This window comes from Sphingomonas sp. P3_C5, assembly GCF_056402635.1.
Genome location: NZ_JBFUHA010000001.1, coordinates 752,878 through 772,813 on the forward strand (window position 1 = coordinate 752,878; position 19,936 = coordinate 772,813).

24 protein-coding genes are annotated in these 19,936 nt (G+C 65.1%); 10 read left to right on the top strand and 14 right to left on the bottom strand.

The window, feature by feature from the left end; all coding sequences use genetic code 11:
* Positions 1 to 14: 14 nt before the first annotated feature.
* Genes AC1DVS_RS03635 through plsY form a run of 4 tightly spaced genes read right to left on the bottom strand, consistent with a single transcriptional unit; the run spans position 15 to position 2,774 of the window.
* Positions 15 to 398, bottom strand: a complete 384-nt coding sequence (locus tag AC1DVS_RS03635) for a hypothetical protein (RefSeq protein ID WP_478020335.1) — start codon at positions 396 to 398, stop codon at positions 15 to 17.
* Positions 395 to 1,039: a hypothetical protein gene (locus tag AC1DVS_RS03640; protein ID WP_478020337.1), complete on the bottom strand. Its 645-nt coding sequence runs from the start codon at positions 1,037 to 1,039 to the stop codon at positions 395 to 397. Before AC1DVS_RS03640 ends, AC1DVS_RS03635 begins: the two co-directional genes overlap by 4 nt.
* A 12-nt stretch (positions 1,040 to 1,051) precedes the next feature.
* Positions 1,052 to 2,134 carry a DNA-processing protein DprA gene (dprA, locus tag AC1DVS_RS03645; protein WP_478020338.1) on the bottom strand — a complete coding sequence of 361 codons (1,083 nt, stop codon included), beginning with the start codon at positions 2,132 to 2,134 and terminating at the stop codon, positions 1,052 to 1,054.
* The gene (gene plsY / locus AC1DVS_RS03650) at positions 2,127 to 2,774 is read right to left on the bottom strand and encodes a glycerol-3-phosphate 1-O-acyltransferase PlsY (protein WP_478021240.1); all 648 of its coding nucleotides are present in this window, start codon (positions 2,772 to 2,774) and stop codon (positions 2,127 to 2,129) included. Before plsY ends, dprA begins: the two co-directional genes overlap by 8 nt.
* Positions 2,775 to 2,902: 128 nt before the next feature.
* Between plsY and murI the strand changes: the two genes are divergently transcribed.
* Positions 2,903 to 3,724, top strand: coding sequence for a glutamate racemase (gene murI, locus AC1DVS_RS03655; RefSeq protein WP_478020339.1), 822 nt, complete (start codon positions 2,903 to 2,905; stop codon positions 3,722 to 3,724).
* Here the strand turns inward: murI and AC1DVS_RS03660 are convergent.
* Entirely contained in the window at positions 3,691 to 3,852 is a 162-nt protein-coding gene (locus AC1DVS_RS03660; protein WP_478020341.1) for a hypothetical protein, read from the bottom strand. The genes murI and AC1DVS_RS03660 overlap by 34 nt on opposite strands.
* 238 nt (positions 3,853 to 4,090) lie before the next feature.
* On the opposite strand from AC1DVS_RS03660, the gene hemA reads away from it, so the two are divergent.
* Entirely contained in the window at positions 4,091 to 5,335 is a 1,245-nt protein-coding gene (hemA, locus tag AC1DVS_RS03665) for a 5-aminolevulinate synthase (RefSeq protein WP_478020343.1), read from the top strand.
* A gap of 308 nt (positions 5,336 to 5,643) precedes the next feature.
* On the opposite strand, the gene AC1DVS_RS03670 is transcribed toward hemA, so the two are convergent.
* Complete coding sequence (locus AC1DVS_RS03670; protein ID WP_478020345.1) at positions 5,644 to 6,342, bottom strand: NnrU family protein; 699 nt, start codon at positions 6,340 to 6,342, stop codon at positions 5,644 to 5,646.
* 13 nt (positions 6,343 to 6,355) lie between these two features.
* Entirely contained in the window at positions 6,356 to 8,161 is a 1,806-nt protein-coding gene (locus AC1DVS_RS03675; protein WP_478020346.1) for a peptide MFS transporter, read from the bottom strand.
* A gap of 116 nt (positions 8,162 to 8,277) precedes the next feature.
* On the opposite strand from AC1DVS_RS03675, the gene AC1DVS_RS03680 reads away from it, so the two are divergent.
* Both AC1DVS_RS03680 and AC1DVS_RS03685 read left to right on the top strand, forming a co-directional pair.
* A complete protein-coding gene (locus AC1DVS_RS03680; protein ID WP_478021242.1) occupies positions 8,278 to 8,853 on the top strand; it encodes a nitroreductase family protein in 576 nt (191 codons plus the stop codon).
* A 37-nt stretch (positions 8,854 to 8,890) separates the two neighbouring features.
* Positions 8,891 to 9,247, top strand: coding sequence for a GntR family transcriptional regulator (locus AC1DVS_RS03685; RefSeq protein ID WP_478020348.1), 357 nt, complete (start codon positions 8,891 to 8,893; stop codon positions 9,245 to 9,247).
* Between the two features lie 161 nt (positions 9,248 to 9,408).
* Here the strand turns inward: AC1DVS_RS03685 and AC1DVS_RS03690 are convergent, their stop codons facing one another.
* Positions 9,409 to 11,133 (bottom strand): acyl-CoA dehydrogenase, encoded by a 1,725-nt coding sequence (locus tag AC1DVS_RS03690; RefSeq protein ID WP_478020349.1) that lies wholly within the window; start codon positions 11,131 to 11,133, stop codon positions 9,409 to 9,411.
* A gap of 43 nt (positions 11,134 to 11,176) precedes the next feature.
* Here AC1DVS_RS03690 and AC1DVS_RS03695 point away from each other — a divergent pair, with 43 nt between their 5' ends.
* Positions 11,177 to 12,172 carry an L-threonylcarbamoyladenylate synthase gene (locus AC1DVS_RS03695; protein WP_478020351.1) on the top strand — a complete coding sequence of 332 codons (996 nt, stop codon included), beginning with the start codon at positions 11,177 to 11,179 and terminating at the stop codon, positions 12,170 to 12,172.
* 24 nt (positions 12,173 to 12,196) lie between these two features.
* On the opposite strand, the gene msrA is transcribed toward AC1DVS_RS03695, so the two are convergent.
* From msrA to AC1DVS_RS03710, 3 genes are all read right to left on the bottom strand, one after another.
* The gene (msrA, locus tag AC1DVS_RS03700; protein WP_478020353.1) at positions 12,197 to 12,745 is read right to left on the bottom strand and encodes a peptide-methionine (S)-S-oxide reductase MsrA; all 549 of its coding nucleotides are present in this window, start codon (positions 12,743 to 12,745) and stop codon (positions 12,197 to 12,199) included.
* Positions 12,746 to 12,820: 75 nt separating this feature from the next.
* A complete protein-coding gene (locus AC1DVS_RS03705) occupies positions 12,821 to 13,558 on the bottom strand; it encodes a phosphatase PAP2 family protein (RefSeq protein ID WP_478020354.1) in 738 nt (245 codons plus the stop codon).
* Between the two features lie 42 nt (positions 13,559 to 13,600).
* Entirely contained in the window at positions 13,601 to 14,800 is a 1,200-nt protein-coding gene (locus AC1DVS_RS03710; protein ID WP_478020356.1) for a serine hydrolase domain-containing protein, read from the bottom strand.
* On the opposite strand from AC1DVS_RS03710, the gene AC1DVS_RS03715 reads away from it, so the two are divergent.
* Positions 14,781 to 15,119 (top strand): hypothetical protein, encoded by a 339-nt coding sequence (locus AC1DVS_RS03715; RefSeq protein WP_478020357.1) that lies wholly within the window; start codon positions 14,781 to 14,783, stop codon positions 15,117 to 15,119. The two genes, AC1DVS_RS03710 and AC1DVS_RS03715, sit on opposite strands and share 20 nt — an antisense overlap.
* Here the strand turns inward: AC1DVS_RS03715 and mnmA are convergent.
* Positions 15,116 to 16,234 (bottom strand): tRNA 2-thiouridine(34) synthase MnmA, encoded by a 1,119-nt coding sequence (gene mnmA, locus AC1DVS_RS03720; protein ID WP_478021244.1) that lies wholly within the window; start codon positions 16,232 to 16,234, stop codon positions 15,116 to 15,118. The two genes, AC1DVS_RS03715 and mnmA, sit on opposite strands and share 4 nt — an antisense overlap.
* Positions 16,235 to 16,263: 29 nt before the next feature.
* Here mnmA and AC1DVS_RS03725 point away from each other — a divergent pair, with 29 nt between their 5' ends.
* The 3 genes from AC1DVS_RS03725 (at position 16,264) to AC1DVS_RS03735 (ending at position 17,348) form a co-directional block, all read left to right on the top strand.
* Positions 16,264 to 16,596, top strand: coding sequence for a hypothetical protein (locus AC1DVS_RS03725; protein ID WP_478020358.1), 333 nt, complete (start codon positions 16,264 to 16,266; stop codon positions 16,594 to 16,596).
* 97 nt (positions 16,597 to 16,693) lie between these two features.
* Positions 16,694 to 16,993, top strand: coding sequence for a CtrA inhibitor SciP (gene sciP / locus AC1DVS_RS03730; protein ID WP_343887066.1), 300 nt, complete (start codon positions 16,694 to 16,696; stop codon positions 16,991 to 16,993).
* A gap of 103 nt (positions 16,994 to 17,096) precedes the next feature.
* Entirely contained in the window at positions 17,097 to 17,348 is a 252-nt protein-coding gene (locus AC1DVS_RS03735) for a GlsB/YeaQ/YmgE family stress response membrane protein (RefSeq protein WP_478020360.1), read from the top strand.
* 51 nt (positions 17,349 to 17,399) lie between these two features.
* On the opposite strand, the gene AC1DVS_RS03740 is transcribed toward AC1DVS_RS03735, so the two are convergent.
* Positions 17,400 to 18,134 (bottom strand): SIMPL domain-containing protein, encoded by a 735-nt coding sequence (locus AC1DVS_RS03740; protein WP_478020362.1) that lies wholly within the window; start codon positions 18,132 to 18,134, stop codon positions 17,400 to 17,402.
* A gap of 88 nt (positions 18,135 to 18,222) precedes the next feature.
* Positions 18,223 to 18,489 (bottom strand): GlsB/YeaQ/YmgE family stress response membrane protein, encoded by a 267-nt coding sequence (locus AC1DVS_RS03745; RefSeq protein ID WP_478020364.1) that lies wholly within the window; start codon positions 18,487 to 18,489, stop codon positions 18,223 to 18,225.
* A gap of 256 nt (positions 18,490 to 18,745) precedes the next feature.
* On the opposite strand from AC1DVS_RS03745, the gene AC1DVS_RS03750 reads away from it, so the two are divergent.
* Entirely contained in the window at positions 18,746 to 19,921 is a 1,176-nt protein-coding gene (locus tag AC1DVS_RS03750; protein ID WP_478021246.1) for an efflux RND transporter periplasmic adaptor subunit, read from the top strand.
* Positions 19,922 to 19,936 lie beyond the last annotated feature (15 nt).

Below are 19,936 nucleotides of genomic sequence, written 5' to 3' on the forward strand. Positions count from 1 at the left end.
TGAGCGGTGTTGCGTCAAGCGGTCCGGGTGACGCGCCACGCGACCAAAAACAAGATGGAGATTGCGAGATCGATTGACGAGAGGGCGAAGGTCATTGCGTCGACACGGCCTTGTGCGAACAGGATCAAGACCGGAATGCCGAAGCTCCATTTGGCGATCACCGCGACCGGCATCAATGGCCGAAACCGCAACGGATCGCGGCCGATCGTCCAATAGACCAGCTGGAAACAGGCCGCGGCACCGACAAAGCCGTAGAGCAGCTCGGCGTGGTTCACCGGCCTGCCGGTCTTCGCCATCATCGGCTCGGCGAAGTAGAGCGGCAGCAGGATGATGAGCCCGTAGATCGCGGAGATGATGAAGATTCGCCGGGCCGTGCGGACGGCCCGTTCGGGACTCACGCAAATACCTCATGCAACTGGCTCATGCCTGGCTTCAGTAGCGAATAGACCGCGACCCCTGTAAGCCATGACACGGTCAGCGCGCTGAAAAGGAAGACATACATGAGCAATGACGCGACGACCGGCAGCAATGTCTGGAGCAGAAAGGCGAACCCGAATCCGACCAGGCAAGCGGGCGCGAAAATCACCAATAATGCCCCGATGATCGGCCAGGCCGAGGGTTGCGTTATTTCCCAGCTTTCACCCATCGCACCATTCACGCTGCCGTCTTCCGCCAGTAGGGCAGCCGAAGCTGCCACCCAACGCGCGCTCAGATAGAGACCGGGCACGATCAGCACGAGATAACCAAGCGCAATTCCGAGGCCTGACACGATGTTCAGACCCCAAAAGGCGCCGAATCGATTGCGCCCGCCCGCCTCGCGGAGACCCAGCCGCTCAAGAGACGAGGCGGTTAGATAATATTGGGCGGCCAGACTCGCGATTCCCGCCGGAAGAGTCGTACCCGCGCCGGTCGAAATGTAGTCGAGGGCCACGTTCGCCGCCGTCAGCCCGGCGACGCATCCCGCAAGCGGCCCCAGATTCTCCCGAAGGATTTCACGGAGCCGGGTGAAGATCTCCCCCACGGTCAATGTCTTTTCCATCTACGTCCCCCCTCATATCAAACTCACCCGCCCGCCGGCATGTCGTTCGAGCCTTCCCGCCAGCTCGAGTTCGAGCAGCACCGTCTGGACGATGGCCGGCGGCAATCCCGACTGGCGAATCAGCTCGTCGATCGCGACCGGCACCGGGCCGAGCAATCCGCCAATCTCACGCCGTTCGGCATCGCCCGCATCCTCGGGCGGCTGTCCCTCGAAAGAGAAGCCCGGCGCGCGGACCATGCGCGGGTCGATCGGGCGGATTGTTTCGAGCACATCGGCGGCGGATTGAATGAGTGTCGCGCCGTCGCGGATCAGGCCGTTGCAGCCCTGGGCGCGTGGGTCGAGCGGTGATCCCGGCACCGCCATTACCTCACGGCCCATCTCGCCCGCGAGCCGCGCAGTGATCAGTGACCCCGATTTTGGCGCGGCTTCGACCACCACCGTCCCCTGCGCGAGCCCGGCGATGATTCGGTTGCGATAGGGGAAATGGCGTGCGCGGGGCTCTGTGCCGGGCGGCTGTTCCGCGATCAGCAATCCGTCGGTCGCAATCCGCTCCTGCAAGGCGGCGTTCTCGGGCGGATAAGCCACATCGATGCCGCCGGCGATCACCCCGATCGTGCCCTCGTCGATCGAGCCGATATGCGCCGCGGTATCGACGCCGCGCGCCAGCCCGGAGACGATCGTCACACCCTCACGCCCAAGTTCTACCGCCAGCTGGCGGGCGAAGCGGCAGGCTGCGGCCGAGGCGTTGCGCGCGCCGACCATCGCGATCACCGGCCGCCGCGTCAGTGCGAGATTGCCCCGGATCATCACCACGGCAGGCGCATCGTCGATCTCGGCAAGCAGCGGCGGATAATCCGCATCGTCTAGGAACAGGTGCCGCGCCCCGAGTTTCGCCCCCGCCGTCAGCTCCCGCTCGGCGACGGTGCGCAGTGCGACCACCGGGGGTCGGCCGCCACCGCGCGCTGCCAGCGCCGGCAGTGCCGCGATCGCTGTCGCCGCGTCGCCGAAGCGTGCGATCAGTTGGCGGTAGGTGACGGGGCCGATCTGCGGGGTTCGGATCAGCTGGAGGCGGGCAATCGCCGCCTCATCAGACATTTGGTTCAGGGGGTTCGGGGGCGTCAGGGGATTCCGAGGGGGCCGGGGTCTTTTTGCCGCCAATCCTTGGCTCGGTGCCGCTCAGCAGGCGATCGATATTCTCACGGTGTTTCCAGAGCACGAGCAGTGCCAGCGCGAGCAGCAGCAGGACGATGTCGAAGGCTGAGAAGAAGGCGGCGCTCACAGGAGCGCTCACCGCCGCGGCCATGCCCGCGACAGACGAGATGCGCAGCACGCCGAGCAGGCTCAGCCACACCAGCGCATAGACCAGAGCGCAGGGCCAGTGCAGCGCCAGCACGATCCCCATCAGGGTCGCGACCCCCTTGCCGCCGCGAAACCGCAGCCAGATCGGATATACATGCCCGAGGAACGCCGTCGCTGCGGCGATAATCCCGATATTCGGGTCCTGACCTGCAAACAGATGCTGCGCAAACCACACCGCGACAAAGCCCTTGGCGGCATCGAGCAGCAGGGTCGCGGCCGCGAGCCCCTTGCGCCCGGTCCGCAGGACATTGGTCGCGCCGATATTGCCCGAGCCGATCTGGCGCAGATCGCCAGCGCCGGACAGGCGGGTGAGGATCAGCCCGAACGGGATCGAGCCCAGCAGATAGCCAAGCAGCGCCGCCCCCGCCGGGGCCATCCAGTGATAGTCGGTGTGCAAGATTGCCCCCAAAGGTCGCGTCGGCACGGGCGCGTGCCGCAGCGTGGCTGTAATCTGGCCCATGTCGCGACATTGTCAAACCCCGTAACGGCGCTACATCGCTGACGATGAGCGATACGCGGCCGATCCTGTTCTTCGATTCCGGGGTCGGCGGCCTCTCGGTGCTCGCGCCGACGCGCGCGCTGCTGCCCCGTGCGCCCTTTGTCTATGTCGCCGATTCGGCCGGGTTTCCCTATGGGACAAAGACCGAAGCCGAGATTGCCGGGCGCGTGCCGGCATTGCTCGGCCGGCTCGCCGAGCGATATCATCCGCGCCTGATCGTGATCGCCTGCAACACCGCTTCGACCATTGCCCTGGCGGCGGTGCGCTCAGCGCTCGATCTGCCGATCGTCGGCACAGTGCCGGCGATCAAGCCTGCCGCCGAAGCGAGCCGCACGCGGGTGATCGGCGTGCTCGGCACCGATGCAACGGTGCGCCAGCCCTATGTCGACGATCTGGCCGGCAGGTTCGCAAGCGACTGCCTGGTGCTGCGCCACGGCTCGGCGGAACTGGTGGCGCTCGCCGAGGCGAAGCTGCGCGGCGAGGCAGCGCCGCCGGAACGCTACGCCCGCATCCTGGACGGACTGTTCGATCAGCCGGGCGGCGACCGGATCGACGTGATCGTCAACGCCTGCACCCATTTCCCGCTCGTGGTGGACGAACTGGCGGCGGCCGCGCGGCACGAAGTGCGGTTCGTTGACGGCTCGGCCGGCATCGCGCGTCGGATCACCTTTCTCACCCAGGGCCAGGATTGGCCCGAGGCGGCAGGTGAGGGGCTGGCGATCTTCACCGGGACCCGGGACGATCGACTCGAGACCGCGCTGAATGGCTACGGCCTCGAGCGGATCGAATCGCTTCAGGCAGGCACCATCAGCACGATCTTGGCGTAACGCTTCGCAAGTTCGTCATGCACATGGCGGGCACTTGGATCGACGGTACGTTCAGCCAGCGCGCGTTCCTGTGCCGCGCGGCGCGCATAATAATCTCGTCTCGAATCGGTTCGATCTGTCTGGTTCATTCCGGAAGCTCCTTGCACCAAGCGGGAGCGCAGTGTCTCTCGGTCGCGGCGGGCTTGTAAGCTGACTGCCGACGATGGCTGCTCATAGCACAAGCCGCCCGAGTCGCGGTTGATCTGGAACAATCGCGCAAAATTTTTATGCGCGGCGGTACATCACCGGTGACAACTGCATCCGGATCAACACCTATTGCCAGCAAATCGCTGGAAATCCGCGCCCGGCGGCGTTACGTGGACCTCCATGGAAGCGGATGGCACGACACAGCGCGGAGTCGATTACTCGCGCATCTTCACTCAGGCGATCGATCGCCTGCATGTCGAGGGGCGCTACCGCGTGTTCATCGACATCCTCCGCAACAAGGGCGCCTTCCCCAACGCACGCTGCTTTGCCGGGCATAACGGCCCCAAGCCGATCACCGTGTGGTGCTCGAACGACTATCTCGCCATGGGCCAGCATCCGAGCGTGATCGCGGCGATGGAAGAGGCGCTGCACGATGTCGGCGCAGGCTCGGGCGGCACCCGCAATATCGGCGGCAACACCCACTACCATGTCGATCTGGAGGGCGAACTCGCCGATCTCCACGGCAAGGAAGGCGCGCTGTTGTTCACCTCGGGCTATGTCTCGAACGAGGCGACGCTCGCGACGCTCGCCAAGATCCTGCCGGGCTGCATCATCTTCTCCGATGAACTGAACCATGCCTCGATGATCGCTGGCATCCGCAATTCCGGGTGCGAGCGGCATGTCTTTCGCCACAATGACGTGGCGCATCTCGAGGAACTGCTGGCGGCGGTCGATCCGAATGCGCCCAAGCTGATCGCGTTCGAGAGCGTCTATTCGATGGACGGCGATATCGCCCCGATCGCTGCGATCTGCGACTTGGCCGACAAATATAGCGCGCTCACCTATCTCGACGAAGTCCATGCGGTCGGCATGTATGGCGCTCGGGGCGGCGGCATCTCGGAGCGCGACGGCGTTGCCGATCGGCTGACGATCATCGAGGGCACGCTCGGCAAGGCCTTCGGGGTGATGGGCGGCTATATCACCGCCGATCAGACGATCATCGACGTGATCCGCTCTTATGCGCCAGGCTTCATCTTCACGACCTCACTGTCGCCGGTGCTGGTCGCCGGCGCATTGGCCAGTGTGCGCCACCTCAAGGCATCGAGCATCGAGCGCGAGGGCCAGCAGGCGGCGGCGACGATGCTTAAGGCCATGATGGCAGAGGCCGGCCTTCCCGTGATGAACTCGACCACGCACATCGTGCCGCTGATGGTCGGTGATCCGGTCAAGGCCAAGAAGATCAGCGACATATTGCTTGCCGAGTATGGCGTGTACGTCCAGCCGATCAATTACCCGACCGTGCCGCGCGGCACTGAACGGCTGCGCTTCACGCCGGGCCCCGCCCATGATGAAGCGATGATGCGCGAGTTGACCGACGCGCTGATCGAAATCTGGAGCCGGCTGGAGCTGCGCAAAGCGGCCTGAGGGCCGATTCCCGGCAAAAAGCTGGCTGTTCCTGGCTGTTTTCGGGGCGATTTTTTTGCTGGCTGTTATGTTGGATTTTCTGGTCTAATTTATGGTGCATTTTCAGATGCTTGTGGCCGGGCTGGCTGTTCCGCAATAACAGCCAGCTAACAGCCAGCTTTTTCGCCGGAACAGCCAGCTAACAGCCAGCGTCTGCCCCGGCACGGCGAACGTGGTTTTGCTGTGATTCGGTCATGAGAAAGAGCGCGGCGCAAGGCTGTGCCGTCCGCACTCGCTGCACCGATTTGCGTCGGAGTTGAATCGAGGCGTCAGCCGATCCAGCGCCAGATGCCGGCGGGCCTGCCGGCAAGCGGCGTATGAGCCCAGGTCGCGCCCAGCCAGAGGACGAGGCCGCCTATGATATCATGCGGTCGGTATCCGCCCAGGCGCGCCCGGCCAGCGACGACCGCGGCATAGGGCCAATAGGAGGTCTTCGCTTCCCAGGCGCGCCAGCGCTCGGGCTGGAGCGCCTCCTTCTTGCGGTCCTGCAGCGCCGCGCCGACCAGCGCGAGCAGGATGATCGCGCCGCACAGGATGAGGTTCGACGGGGTCGGGAAGACGAGGATGTGCGAAACACCCCATAAAGCGAAGCTCCACATCATCGGGTGCCGGGTGACGGCGAAGACCCCGCGCGCTTCATCGGGCAGGGCGCCCGGGGTGCCGGGATTTGGCCCCGGATTGGGCAGGGCCGGATTGCCGAGCAGCGAGCCTATCAGAAAGACGCTCGCGGCCAGCATCAGCACAGTTGCGATGATCCAGTGGTCGTCTTCGACCGGCCACAAGGGTTGCTCGGGGCCGACCGCTCGATAGGCAAATGCCAACCAACCAAGAGTGATCGCCGCGACCAGCGCATACAGGCCCAGAAAGGGCCCTTCACCGATCCGCCCGGCGATCGGCGCGCGAAGAGGGTGTGACAGCAGGAAATGCGTGCCCACGAACGCGATCGCAGCTGCCAGCACCATCGTCATCGTCCGTCTCCCATCAGGTAACGCCGTGCATGATCTTCTTCAGCCAGGGCGAGATCACCAGCAACACAACGCCCGCGCCGATCGTCAGGAAGCCGCCGGTCTGAAAAGTGTGGAGATAAGTGTGCAGGCTGAGCTCGGGATTGGTCACCTGCCCACCGACCGTCTGCACCGCGGCGGACTGGGCGGCGGCACCGGCGAGATACTCGCCGACCGAGATCGACAGGAACCACACGCCCATCATCATGCCGACGATCCGCGCGATCGACAGCTTGGTGATCATCGACAGCCCAACCGGCGAGATGCACAGCTCAGCGATCGAGTGAAGGAAATAGGTCAGCACCAGCCACCATAAGGACACGCGGAACGCCTCGTTCGCCGTCGAGCCACTCAAGGACAGGGTGATGAAGCCGAGCCCGACCAGTATCAGGGCGAGAGCGAACTTGACCTGGATCGAGGGCTCTAGGCCGCGCTTCGCCAGCGACAGCCACAGCCAGCTCATCACTGGTGCGAACGTCACCACGACGAGCGGGTTGAATTGCTGCGTCGCTGCCGCCGACATGTGGAAGCCGAAGATCTCGAGCGTAGTGTTACGGTCAGCGAACAATGTCAGCGAAGAGGCCGCCTGCTCGAACAGGGCCCAGAAAGTGACGTTGAACACGACCAGGATGATGGCCGCGAGCATCATCTCGCGTTCGACTTTCTCGCCGACGCGCCATGACCAGATCGGGATGCCGATGACAGCCACAATGAAGATCAGCAGCAGCGCCTTGCCGAGGAATGACGTTGCCAAGATGTAGCCGATGATGCCGCCGCCGGGCGCTGCCTCGGGGGTATTCATCACATTCTGGAAGATCAGCCAGACGACGATCACCGAGGCGAAGGAGAGGATATAGATCAGCGGTGCGCGGTCCGGCCCTTCGCGCACCGGCGGTTCGCCATAGCCGGCAAGACGCCCGCCATCGAACTGCAGCAGCGCATAGGCGATCAGCAGCACGAACGAGACGATCATGAAGCCGGCCCACCAGCCGAAATGGTTGACCAGCCATGGGCACGCCGCCTGGCCGAGGATCGAGCCGAGATTGATGCCGGCGTAGAAGATGGTGAATCCGGCATCGCGTCGTCGGTCGCCCGTTTCATAGAGCGTGCCGACGATGGTCGAGATGTTGGGCTTGAAGAAGCCGTTGCCGATCACGACCAGACTGAGCGCAACGAGCATCATGGCTGAGTAGAAAGGCGAGCGGTCGGCACCCGCGCTGAACGCGCTTGCCGACACGGTTTGCGTCACTTGGCCACCGGGGCCGAGTAGCTGGACCGATCCGTCGGGAAGCCCGTGGATTGCCAGTGTCTGGTTGTTCATCACGATCGTCTGCGGCGCATCGTTGACGGCGAGCGGCGTCGCCGGCGCGACCTGGGTCACGTCGTACCGTACGCCATTGACGGTCGCATAGGGCTGGCCCTGTGGCCCGCCGAAGCACAGCAGGAGATATCCCAGCGACATCACCAGCGCGCCGAACTTCACTGAGCGCTTCGATCCGAGATACCGGTCGGCAAGCCAGCCGCCGACCAGCGGGGTCAGATAGACCAGACTCAGAAAGCCGCCGACGATCCCATTCGCTTCATGATCCGCGAGCAGGAAATGCTTGGTGAGATATAGCACGAGCAATGCGCGCATGCCGTAAAAGCCGAAACGCTCCCACATCTCGATCGAGAAGAGTCGCGAGAGCTGGCGGGGATGGCCCATCCAGGTTTTGCCCGCGTAAGGATTTACGTGGCTGATATCGGGCTCGGCCGGGCTGTCGGCGGTCGGCGTTTCGACCATGATATTGTTGCTCCCTGAATGTCTTCACGCCGTCGAAAGCGGCGCTGCTCGTAACAATGGAGACTAGCGGTATTAACCCCCGTGTAAATATCCGCGCCCGTCCCTAGATGACGGCCATGTTCAACGACACCAGCTCTCCGCTCGCCCTTCTTTCCACCCGCCGTTCAGGCAAGCCGCGCGATCTCGTTGCGCCTGGGCCGGACGAAGCGCAGCTCGCGCAGATGCTGGAGATCGCGGCCCGCACACCCGATCACGGTAAGCTCGCCCCCTGGCGGTTCGTCGTGGTGCCGGCCGACCGACGCGCCGCGCTCGGCGAGATCATCACCACCGCCTATCTGGCCGAGCGGCCGCAGGCGGCGCGGCTCGAGATCGAGGCGCTCGAACAGTTCGCGCATCAGGCGCCGACGTTGGTGGTGGTGCTGTCTTCGCCAAAGGTCGAGAGCCACATCCCGCTCTGGGAGCAGGAGCTGTCGGCAGGGGCTGCGTGCATGAACCTGCTCCACGCCGCCCATGCCCTCGGATTCGCCGGCGGATGGCTCACCGGATGGGCGGCTTATGCCGATGCCGTGCGCGATGCCTTCGGCACCGCACCGGAGAAAATTGCGGGATTCCTGTTCATTGGGACAGTTTCTAAGCCTTTGGAGGAGCGCCCGCGTCCGGAATCGGACAAAATTGTCCGATATTGGACATAGGACTGGACTCCCGGCCCAAGCAGTGTATTAAGGCAGCATGACAGCGCTCAACAGCGAAGACAGCCCGGTTTATATCAAACTGCGCGGCACCATTTCAGCCGCGATTCTGCGTGGCGAGTATCGCGCGGGGGACCAGCTTCCTTCGGTTCGCGCGCTTGCCGCCGAACATGGCGCCAATCCGCTGACGGTCGCCAAGGCCTATCAGAGCTTCCAGGATGATGGCTATGTCGAGGTCCGCCGCGGCGTCGGCATGTTCGTGCTGGCGGGGGCGGCGGAGAAGCTCCGGCTGGCCGAGCGCACCCATTTCCTGAAGGACAGCTGGCCGCGGATCAGCGCGCATATCAAGCTGCTCGGTCTCGATGCCGAAGATCTGCTGGAGCGCGAGGGGGCCTAGGGCCACTCGGCATTCAGCCCATGCCGGACTGCAAATCGCGACGCCCTGCGCTTCGGTGCTCACGTACCTGAAGTACGCTGCGCTCCGATGCTCGGCCCTCACGATTTTCGCCTCGGCCTGAACTGAATGCCGAGCGGCCCTGGTTCGTCCCCCTGGCTTGATTAACTCGCGAAAGCTTCGGCCGGCACCGAATACAGCACATCAGCCTTCGCCATCGCCGCCGCCTTCAGCCCCATCGCTTCGGGGACGATCTGCTCGACATAGAAGCGCGTGGTGGCCGTCTTCATCGCGAGGAAGGCCGGGTCGCCGTCGCCCGTCGCGGCCACGCGGCCCTGCCGTTCCATCAGCCAGCCACAGACGGCGACCGCCATCATCGTAAGGAAAGGATAGCTGGCGGCGAGGCGGTCATCCGTATCGGCTTGCAAGAGATGTTGCCCGACCTGTTCACAGGCATCGACAAGGTCGCTCAGGCCCTTGTCCTGAACCTCGGCACGCATGTCGCCAATCAGGCGGGCCAGCTCGGCACCACCATCACCCGTGAGTTTGCGCCCGACCAGATCGGCTGCCTGGATGCCGTTGGTGCCCTCATAGATCGGCGTGATCCGCGCATCGCGGAAGAACTGGGCGGCGCCGGTCTCCTCGATATAGCCCATGCCGCCATGGACCTGCACGCCGATCGAGCTCACCTCGCAGCCGAGATCGGTGCCATGCGCCTTAGCGAGCGGGGTCAGCAGGTCGAGCCGTGCCTGCGCGCCTGCCTCGCCAAGCGTCGCGCGATCGACGTGACTGGCGGCGAAATAGACCAGGGTGCGGGCCGCCTGGGTCTGCGCCTTCATCCGCATCAGCATCCGGCGGACATCGGGATGCTCGATGATCGCGACCGAGTCGCGGCTCGGCAAGCCGGCGCGCGGTGACTGGATCCGGTCGCGGGCATAAGCGACCGCAGCCTGAGTCGCGGCCTCGGCGACCTGAGCGCCCTGCAGTCCGACATTGAGGCGCGCATTGTTCATCATCGTGAACATGGCGCGGATGCCCCCCAGCTCCTCGCCGATCAGCTCGCCGATGCAATCGTCATGGTCGCCAAAGCTCAGCACGCAGGTCGGCGAAGCATGGATACCCATCTTGTGCTCGATCGAGACGACGCGGACGTCGTTAAGCTCGCCCGGATTGCCCGCCGAATCGAGCCGGTATTTGGGGACGAGGAACAGCGAGATGCCCTTGGTCCCCGGTGGCGCATCGGGGGTACGGGCCAGGACGAGGTGGACGATGTTGGGCGCCATGTCGTGGTCGCCGAACGAGATGAAGATCTTGGTGCCCTTGATGCTCCACGTCCCGTCGCCGCGCGGCGTCGCGCGGGTGCGGAGCGCGCCGACATCGGAGCCGGCCTGTGGCTCGGTGAGGTTCATCGTGCCGGTCCATTCGCCGGTCGCGAGATGCGGCAGATACAGCGCCTGCTGCTCGGGCGAGCCGTGATGGGTGAGCGCCTCGATCGCGCCGACTGTCAGCGTCGGGGCGAGCGCGAGGCCCATATTGGCGGCGCCCAATGTTTCGAGCACCGCGGTCTGGAGCGCGAAGGGCAGGCCCTGGCCGCCGGCGCTTTCGGGCACGCCGATCGTACCCCAGCCGCCCTCGACATAGTCGCGGTACGCCTTGCCATAGCCTTCGGGCATGACGACCCCGTCGGGCGTCCATTTCGCACCGACCGTGTCGCCCGCACGCAGCAGCGGCGCCCATTCGCCCGCCGCGAAATCGCCCGCGCCCTCGAGCACGGCGTCGACGACATCGCTGGTCGCGGCGGCGAAGCGCTCGCTTTCGGCCAGCGCGCCGATGCCGACGACATGGTCGAGCACGAAGCGCTGATCGGCGGTGGCGGGCGTGAAGGGCATGATATTTCTCTTTCTGCGGTCGTGCGGGCTATAGCCCCGCGCGATGAGCCCGCCAAACCCGCCCTTCACCACCCGCACCTTACCCTACGGCCAGGCCGCGATTGCCGAGGCTGCCGCGCTGATCGCTACGGGCGGCGTGGTCGCGATCCCGACCGAAACGGTCTACGGGCTCGCCGCCGATGCGACCGAGTCGCGCGCCGTGGCGGGCGTCTATGCGGCCAAGGGCCGGCCGAGCTTCAACCCGCTGATCGTTCATGTGCTGGACCGTGCGGCGGCAGGGGAGATCGCGCTGTTCGACGACGCGGCGGAGGCGCTTGCGGAGGCGTTCTGGCCAGGGCCACTGACCCTGGTGCTGCCGCTCCGGCCAAACGCGGCGATCGCGTCGCTGGTGACTGCCGGGCTCAACACGATCGCCATCCGGGTGCCCGCTCACCGGGCGATGCGGGCGCTACTCGAGGCGACGGGCAAGCCGCTGGCCGCCCCTTCCGCCAATGCGAGCGGCGCGATCAGCCCGACCCGAGCGGAGCACGTACTGGCAAGCCTCGGCGGTCGGATTCCGCTGATTGTCGATGACGGCGCGACTGAGGCGGGGCTGGAATCGACGATCGTGATGACCGGCGACGGCGTTCGCATCCTGCGGCCGGGGCCGATCACGGCGGAAGACGTAGCTAAACTCTTGCCCGGCGAAGACCGGAGCCCAGTATCGGAGGTCATCGCAACTAGGGTCCAGCCTTCGCCGGGGAAGGCGATTGTCACGGCCCCCGGCCAGCTCGATAGCCATTACGCGCCGACCAAGCTTCTGCGAATCAACGCCAGATCCGCCCACCCGGACGAGTGGTCGATCGGCTTCGGCCCGGAGTCCGGAGACGACACCCTCTCCGCCTCGGGTAACCTCATCGAGGCAGCCGCCAATCTGTTTTCGGCCCTCTATCGCGCGGATGCCTCGCCCAAGTCTCGCATCGCCGTTGCCCCGATCCCGGAGACCGGGCTCGGCATCGCCATCAACGACCGGTTGCGCCGGGCCGCGCATTCGGATTGATCCCCTCGCCGGGACAGGAAGCGATCAAGCCGCCGCCTCAGCCGTCTTGGACCGGTTGGCGAAGCTCTTGCGGAGCTTGGCCAGCTTGGGCGGGATGACCGCGATGCAATAGGGATTACGCTGGCCTTCGCCGTCCCAATATTGCTGGTGATAGTCCTCAGCCGGATACCATTTCCCGAGCGGCTCGATCGTCGTGACGATCGGCGCCGGCCAATTGGCCGCATTGCGCGCGATCGCCGCCTGCGCCTCTTCGCGCTGCTCGGCTGAATGCGGGAAGATCGCCGAGCGATATTGGGTGCCGACATCGTTGCCCTGCCGGTTGAGCTGGGTCGGGTCATGCGTCGCGAAGAACATGTCGAGCAGGTCGCCATAGCGGACCTGATCCTTGTCGAAGGTCACGCGGATCGCCTCGGCATGGCCGGTGTCTCCGCCACAGACCTGCTTGTAGGTCGGGTTCGGGACATTGCCGCCGATATAGCCGCTTTCGACCTTCTCGACGCCGATCACGTCCTTGAACACCGCCTCGGTGCACCAGAAACATCCGCCTGCCAGCGTCGCAGCTTCCCTTGCCATCCTGTCCTCCTGTTATGCCGTCCAAAATAAGGCGGCGGGGCAGGACGGCAATGTGTCGACTCGGGCGCCTCCCCCTCAAAGATCCTTACTGCCCGCGCGCTTCAGGCGGAGCCACGCGCCGAGCGCCCACCAGGCAAGCGCCCATAAGGTGCCAAAGCTCCAGCCGGCGAGCACATCGCTTGGCCAGTGCACACCGAGATAGACGCGGCTGATCCCGATCAGGGTCACCAGCAAGGCGGTGATGGCGAGGATATAGACGCGCGCGCCGCGCCCCTCGACGATCTGGACGATCAGCGCGGCAATGGTGAGATAGACGATCGCGCTGTTCGCCGCATGGCCGCTTGGAAAGCTCTCCGAAACCACCTGCACGAGATGATCGGTCAGTTCGGGCCGGGGGCGGGCCACGAGAGTCTTCACGAGGCCGATCGCGATCGAGCCGGTGATCGTGGCGACGAGCACCAGCCATAATGTCAGCCACAACCGCCTGACCGCGAGAAAGCCTGCCGCGATCAGCACGACGATCGGCAGAACCGTGGCGCCGCCGAGGGCGGTGATGTCGATCATCGCGAGCTTGAGCCAGGCCGGGCCGATCGGCGCGCCGTGCATCGTCCCGTGCCGCATCCCCAGCAGGATCGCCCGGTCGAAGTCGAATTGAAGGCCGCGGTCGATGAGAAAGCCGACCAGGCCGAGCAGCAGGATCCCCGCCGCGACCGCGCCGGCGCCGATCAACAACCAGGGCGGGTGGCGGATCGCCTCGGGGATTTCGCCGGGCGCGTCGGCCCCTTCAGCGTGAAGCGGGTCATTTTGTATCATGCAGCTTTCACGATGGTTGCGACGCGGGGGTCGAGACACCGGTCATTTCGCGGTTGCCGGCCGGTCGAACGCGGCGACGACGTCACCCAGCGCCTGCATCAGCGCCGGGTTGCGCGAATCGGGAGTGTTGCCGAGGCGGACCACGACGAGTCCACGGCCGGGTCCGCTGTCTGGGCTTGCGATCACCAGCTGCCCGAGATGCCCGTCGGCGGCGACAGCGGTGGCGGGGCCCTTGTTGGGGAAAAGGGTCGGCTTGCCGCCGGCGCCGCCAGGATGGTTGAGCCAGAGCTGGGCCCCATATTCGGCGTTGGTCGGGGACGGCGTCTTCATGAAGGCGAGCCAGGTCGGATCGACCACCTGTCGTCCGTCGCCTGCCTTGCCGTCGAGCAGCAGGCCGCCGATCCGACCCCAGTCGTCGGGTGTCATGTGGATGATCGAGCCGCCGATCTGCGTGCCGGCGCCGTCGAACTCGAGCACTGCGCTTTCGATGCCCGCTGGTGCGAACAGCCGGGTGCGGGCAAAATCCGTATAAGCCTTGGCCCGGATTCGCGGATCATGGCTGTTGGTCAGGGTGCGGGTGATGATCTCGGCAAGGATGATCGAGGTCAGAGAGCTGTAGTGGAAGGTCGAGCCTGGCTTCGTCGCCAGCGGGTGGTCGATCGCCGCCGCCGCCATCGCGTCGGTGTGGCTGACGAACAGGGTCTGGTTGGTATCCGAATTCTCGACCGGGTCGCCGACCTCGACATGGCGAAGGCCCGAGGACATCTGGAGCAGGTGCCGGAGCGTGATCGCGGCGCGAGGATCACCGGGCTTGTGCCACTCGGCGATCGGCGCCGGCGCGTCGAGCTTCAGTCGACCATCGGTGACCAGCGCGCCGACGAGCATGCCGGTGACGGTCTTGGCCATCGACCAGCTGATGAAGCGCTTGTAGGAGTCATAGCCCGAGGCTTCGGAACTGAGCACGGTGCAGCCGTCCGCTGTGATCAGGACCGCGCGTGTTTCGGGATGATTCGTATAGAGACGCTGTACCAGCGCCAGCCATTTGGCGGAGGCGGCACCAGGGCAGATGTTGAAATCATAGGTGGGCGGGTACGGGCCATAGGAGTCCCCGCTCGGCCCGCCGGTGCCGGCGTGCGGATCGTCCGAGCCCGCGAGGAGCAGTGGCACCAGCGCGAAAAAGGCGAGCTTGCGCAGCATCACCGTCACGATAGGGTGCACGGCAATGAAGGCAAGGCGCATCATGATCGGGGCGGGCGGGGTGTTGTTGCTCCTGTTCCTGGCGGCATATCTCTATGTCCGATCGATTACGCCGCAGCTCGAGCTCGGCACCGGCTATGCGGCCCGCGTCGCTTGCGCCTGCCGCTATATCGGTGACCGCAAAATCGAAAACTGCACCGCTGATTTCGAGCCGGGCATGGAGTCGATCTGGCTTTCCGACGATCCGTCCACGAAGACGGTGACGGCCTGGGTGCCGCTGATCGCCAGCCGTTCGGCGCGCTATGATCCCCTGCTTGGGTGCCAGCCCGAGCCGTACCGCGGCACGCCGCTCACGGTCCGCTAGGCCGCGAGCAGCGCCCGCTCGGTTTCCTCTATCCACCCGCCGCCGAGTACTCGGTCGTCCGCATAGAGCACCGCGGCCTGGCCCGGCGCGACACCATATTCCGGCGAGTCGAACACCACCCGGTCGCCCGCCAGCCGTGCCGGGACCGGCTTCGCCATGGAGCGGACCTTCACGGTCAGCGGCCCATTATAATCGCCGCCGAGCCAGTTGATATCCGAGAGGAGGGCCGATTCGACCGCCAGCGCCGCCTTCGGTCCGACCACCACATGCCGGCTCTCGGGTTCGAGACGAATCACATAGAGTGGCTCGGGCGTGCCGCCGATCTCGAGGCCGCGGCGCTGCCCGACGGTGAAGTGGATCAGCCCGCGGTGCCGGCCAAGCACGCTGCCCTGCTCGTCGACGATATCGCCGCTGGTGTCCGCTTCCGGCCGAAGCTTCTTCACCAGGCTGGCATAATCGCCATCGGGGACGAAACAGATGTCCTGGCTGTCGGGCTTGGCCGCAACGCCGAGCCCGAGCGATGCGGCGAGCTCGCGCACCCGCGTCTTGGGCAGGCCGCCGAGCGGGAAGCGCAGGAAATCGAGCTGGTCCTGCGTCGTTGCGAACAGGAAATAGCTCTGGTCCCGCGCCGGATCGACCGCGCGGTGCAGCTCGGGGCCGGCGGCGCCCTCAACGCGGCGGACATAATGGCCAGTCGCGAGGCAATCGGCGCCAAGCTCGCGCGCGAGCCGGAACAGGTCAGTGAATTTTGGACCCATGTTGCAGCGGACGCAGGGGATCGGGGTCCGCCCGCGCAGATATTCGTCGGCGAATCCGTCAATCACGTCGGCGCGGAAGCTCGATTCGTGATCGAAGACATAATGGGCGATGCCCAGCCGGTCGCAGACCGCGCGGGCGTCGCGGATGTCGCGGCCGGCGCAGCAGCTGCCGGCGCGCCCGACCGCTTCGCCATGATCATAAAGCTGGAGCGTGACGCCGATCGTCTCGGCGCCGGTCGCGGCGGCAAGGGCCGCCACCACCGAACTGTCGACGCCACCCGACATTGCGACGACAATGCGCTTGCCCCCGAGTTCCGCGCCCTGCGCTGCGCCCAGCTGAAAATCACCCTCTGACATCATGCCTGCCAGATAGGCGCCCCAGGCGCGTGATGCAAAGTGTCCCATTTTGGGATTTTCTGCCGCCTTTACCGGACCTTCAGACCCTTTGGCTAAAAAGTCCGGATCGAGTCGAATCGCCGGAAAGGGCGTATGTGGATTTAAGCTTTCCTCGTTTTGAGGCGGACACTGCCTTCACCATCCTGCCGCCTGACCTGGCGGTGCTGATGGTTGGCATTGCCGCACGCCAGGCAGCGAGCCCGACCGCGCTCTACCATGCGCGGCTGCTGCCCTCGATCGCGGAGAGCGATTGGTTCGCCCCGGCGCATGGTGCGTTCAACCGTTCCGTCGCCGAGATGCTAACGCAAGTGCAACAGGAATGAACTCGCTGTTTACCGAGCCGCTTTAGCCCCCGTTCAAATGATGGGCCTAAGCGATGTTGTCAGAGAGGGGGCCCCCCGCCCCGATCGAGGTTGAAGAATGATCGAGAACCAGAAGATCCGTCCTGCGAAAGTGATCGGCCCGTTGGGCGAGCCGCTGACGCTTGACACATTGCCGCCGCCCGAGACGACGCGTTGGGTCGTTCGCCGCAAGGCTGAGGTCGTCGCCGCCGTCAATGGCGGGCTGTTGTCGGTCGATGAAGTGTGTGACCGCTACAACCTCACCGTCGAGGAATTCGCAGGCTGGCAGCGTGCGATCGATCGCTCCGGCATGCCCGGTCTGCGCGTGACGCGGATTCAGCATTATCGTTCGCTGTACGAGCGCCAGCAGAAATATTGAGGGCGATAGCGGGGCCAGTCCCTGAAACGCTGACGGAACAATCGCCAATGTGACGCGTCTTTCCAATCCGAACCCGGGTGATCCGGGAATAACGGAGGGAAAGATGGGTATTATTATTTGGCTGATAGTCGGCGGCGTAGTCGGCTGGCTTGCTAGCATGGTGATGCGCACTGATGGTCAGCAGGGCATCATCCTCAATATCGTGGTTGGCATTATTGGTTCAGTTATCGCGTCGTTCCTGTTTGGCGGCGGAATCAACAACGCCATTACGCTCCCGACATTCGTCTATTCGCTGATCGGTGCGATCATATTGCTCGCCATCGTGAATCTGGTGCGGCGCGGCAGCGTTCGATAACGCATCCCCGACGTCAAAAAGGGCCGCCCGGGCAACCGGGCGGCCCTTTTCCTATTTGAGCAGGAACCGGACGCTCAGCGTTACGGCCACATCGGTTTCGCCGGCTGAGATCGAGGTCGATGCATCCGCCTTCATGAGGCCGCCCAGCATCCTTGGCGGTTGCGGATTGCTCCCGTCATTCTGGCCGCTCTCCGAAATCGACACGATGCGCGAGACAGTCAGGCCAGCCGCCTTCGCGTAGAGTTGGGCTCGGGCCTGCGCCTTCTTCACGGCGTCGGCACGCGCTTCGTCGAGCGCTGCGTCAGGCTCGTCGATCGACAGGTTCGGCCCGTCGATCTGATTCGCGCCCTGTTTGACCAGCGCATCGAGAATCGCGCCTGCCTTGGCGATGTCGCGGAAACGGATCGCGACGCTGTTGTTCGCCTGATAGCCAGTGACGGCCGGCGGCTGATTGTCGGCATAACGGTATTGCGGGTTGAGTGAGACATTGGCGGTGCGGATGTCGCGCGGTGCGACGCCTGCGCGTTTCAGGGCATCGAGCGCCGCCGCCATTCGCGCGGCATTGTCCGCGAGCGCTTCCGCCGCGGTCGCGGCCTGAGTCACGACGCCTGCGCGAATCGTCGCGACATCGGGGACGCGCGTGCTGCGGCCCTCGGCCGAGACATCGAGGATGGTGCCGTCGGCGATGATCGGCGTCGCCACCTGGGCAGCTGCCGGAGCGCTGACAAGCGAAAGGGCAGCAAGCGGCGCGGTGGCGAGCACCATCGCGGTTGCGAGAATACGCATGAAAGACTCCCGTATCGAACCGGGCCGGACTGGCCCGCACGCGCCTCTTGCCGCGACGCGGGCCAACCTCAGCTGAACGAGCCGCGATTCAGGTGCGGCGCGTCATGATCAGGCGATAGAGTGCGAGCAGGACGATGGCGCCGACGGTCGCCGCGGCGTAGCTCTGCCAGCCGGCCGCGATGTGCAGGCCCATCATTGGCGAGAGATAGCCGGCGAGCAGCGCGCCGGCGATGCCGATCAGGATCGTGACGATGAAACCGCCCGGATCCTTGCCGGGCATGATCATCTTGCCGAGGACGCCGGCCACCAGGCCGATCAATATCCAGCCGAAGAATCCGTGGTGCAAAAGCTCCATCGCTTCTCTCCCCATATGTTGCGGCCGCAGCGCGGACCGGCGCAAAGCCTCGCCCCCGCGCAGGAGATATGCAACCGTTTCTTTACCAGAATGACCCCAATTCTTCGCCGAAATACGCCGAAAGCCTTGCGAAAACAGGCCGAAACGGCCATGGCGCCCCATTGTTAAATCGACCCCTTGAGGTCGGTGACTTATTTCTATAATACAGTAGCGCGATAACGACGGCGGCGAGAGCCGGGACGGGGATGTGACACAGATGAATTACGGGAAGCCAAGATTCGGGAACGACGAGCATCTGGCGCTTCCCGGAAGCTCTGGCGACCGTCGGAGCCGCCTGCCCTGGATCATCGGCGCGATTGTTCTGCTGGTGCTGGCGGGCCTCGCCTTCGGGATGACGCGTGGCGGCAAGAAGGCTGACGCCACCGCCCCGATCGAGCAGATGCCGACCGTGTCGGTTGCGCAGCCCGGCCGCCAGTCGGTCTCCCGGGTCATTTCCGCGACCGGCACGCTCGCCGCGAAGCGCGAAATGCCGGTGGGCGTCGCAGGCGAGGGCGGCCGCGTGACCGCGGTCCTGGTCGAGCCCGGCCAGTGGGTCGCCGCCGGGCAGGTGCTCGCGACGGTCGACCGTTCGGTGCAGACCCAGACCGCCGAATCGCTCGCGGCACAGATCCGGGTTGCGCAGGCCGATGCGACGCTGGCGCAGTCCGAACTCACGCGCGCGCAATCGCTCGTCTCGCGCGGCTTCATTTCCAAGGCCGATGTCGAGGCGAAGACTGCGACCCGCGATGCCGCCATGGCGCGGGTGCGGGTGGCGCAGGCCCAGCTCGCGCAGCAGCGTGCGAGCAATGGCCGTCTCGACATTCGCGCGCCCGCTGCCGGCCTTGTCCTTACCCGCAGCGTTGAGCCCGGGCAGATCGTCAGCTCCGGTTCCGGCACATTGTTCCGCATGGCAAAAGGCGGCGAGATGGAGATGCGCGCTCAGCTGAGCGAAGCAGATCTTACCGGCCTGCATGTCGGCGTGTCGGCGCAGGTCACGCCGGTTGGCGGCACCACCGCCTTTACAGGCATGGTATGGCAGGTCTCGCCGGTCATCGACCCCCAGACCCGCCAGGGCATCGCCCGCATCCAGCTGAGCTATGACCCGGCGCTCCGACCCGGCGGTTTCGCCTCGGCCTCGATCAAGAGCGGCTCGACTGACCTGCCCCAGCTCCCCAACTCGGCGATCCAGAGTGACGAGAAGGGCAATTTCGTCTATGTCGTCGGCCCTGGCGACAAGGTGGTGCGGCGTGCGATCAAGATCGGCGACGTCTCCGATAGGGCTGTGTCGATCGCGGAAGGCCTGAACGGTACCGAGCGGGTCGTGCTGTCGGCCGGTGCCTTCCTCAGCGCGGGTCAGAAGATCAAGCCAATACTTCAGAAGACACAGGGCTGATACAGTCTAACACAG

Bases quoted from the DNA above. Each gene is read 5' to 3' on its own strand.
- AC1DVS_RS03740 (WP_478020362.1), bottom strand. From the start codon at position 18,134: ATGCGTATTCTCGCAACCGCGATGGTGCTCGCCACCGCGCCGCTTGCT.
- AC1DVS_RS03690 (WP_478020349.1), bottom strand. From the start codon at position 11,133: ATGCCCTTCACGCCCGCCACCGCCGATCAGCGCTTCGTGCTCGACCAT.
- AC1DVS_RS03695 (WP_478020351.1), top strand. From the start codon at position 11,177: ATGAGCCCGCCAAACCCGCCCTTCACCACCCGCACCTTACCCTACGGC.
- AC1DVS_RS03670 (WP_478020345.1), bottom strand. From the start codon at position 6,342: ATGACGATGGTGCTGGCAGCTGCGATCGCGTTCGTGGGCACGCATTTC.
- AC1DVS_RS03750 (WP_478021246.1), top strand. From the start codon at position 18,746: ATGAATTACGGGAAGCCAAGATTCGGGAACGACGAGCATCTGGCGCTT.
- AC1DVS_RS03685 (WP_478020348.1), top strand. From the start codon at position 8,891: ATGACAGCGCTCAACAGCGAAGACAGCCCGGTTTATATCAAACTGCGC.
- AC1DVS_RS03660 (WP_478020341.1), bottom strand. From the start codon at position 3,852: ATGAACCAGACAGATCGAACCGATTCGAGACGAGATTATTATGCGCGC.
- AC1DVS_RS03680 (WP_478021242.1), top strand. From the start codon at position 8,278: ATGTTCAACGACACCAGCTCTCCGCTCGCCCTTCTTTCCACCCGCCGT.
- AC1DVS_RS03640 (WP_478020337.1), bottom strand. From the start codon at position 1,039: ATGGAAAAGACATTGACCGTGGGGGAGATCTTCACCCGGCTCCGTGAA.
- murI (WP_478020339.1), top strand. From the start codon at position 2,903: ATGAGCGATACGCGGCCGATCCTGTTCTTCGATTCCGGGGTCGGCGGC.
- mnmA (WP_478021244.1), bottom strand. From the start codon at position 16,234: ATGTCAGAGGGTGATTTTCAGCTGGGCGCAGCGCAGGGCGCGGAACTC.
- AC1DVS_RS03745 (WP_478020364.1), bottom strand. From the start codon at position 18,489: ATGGAGCTTTTGCACCACGGATTCTTCGGCTGGATATTGATCGGCCTG.
- hemA (WP_478020343.1), top strand. From the start codon at position 4,091: ATGGAAGCGGATGGCACGACACAGCGCGGAGTCGATTACTCGCGCATC.
- msrA (WP_478020353.1), bottom strand. From the start codon at position 12,745: ATGGCAAGGGAAGCTGCGACGCTGGCAGGCGGATGTTTCTGGTGCACC.
- AC1DVS_RS03735 (WP_478020360.1), top strand. From the start codon at position 17,097: ATGGGTATTATTATTTGGCTGATAGTCGGCGGCGTAGTCGGCTGGCTT.
- AC1DVS_RS03705 (WP_478020354.1), bottom strand. From the start codon at position 13,558: ATGATACAAAATGACCCGCTTCACGCTGAAGGGGCCGACGCGCCCGGC.
- sciP (WP_343887066.1), top strand. From the start codon at position 16,694: ATGATCGAGAACCAGAAGATCCGTCCTGCGAAAGTGATCGGCCCGTTG.
- dprA (WP_478020338.1), bottom strand. From the start codon at position 2,134: ATGTCTGATGAGGCGGCGATTGCCCGCCTCCAGCTGATCCGAACCCCG.
- AC1DVS_RS03710 (WP_478020356.1), bottom strand. From the start codon at position 14,800: ATGATGCGCCTTGCCTTCATTGCCGTGCACCCTATCGTGACGGTGATG.
- AC1DVS_RS03675 (WP_478020346.1), bottom strand. From the start codon at position 8,161: ATGGTCGAAACGCCGACCGCCGACAGCCCGGCCGAGCCCGATATCAGC.
- plsY (WP_478021240.1), bottom strand. From the start codon at position 2,774: ATGGCCCCGGCGGGGGCGGCGCTGCTTGGCTATCTGCTGGGCTCGATC.
- AC1DVS_RS03715 (WP_478020357.1), top strand. From the start codon at position 14,781: ATGAAGGCAAGGCGCATCATGATCGGGGCGGGCGGGGTGTTGTTGCTC.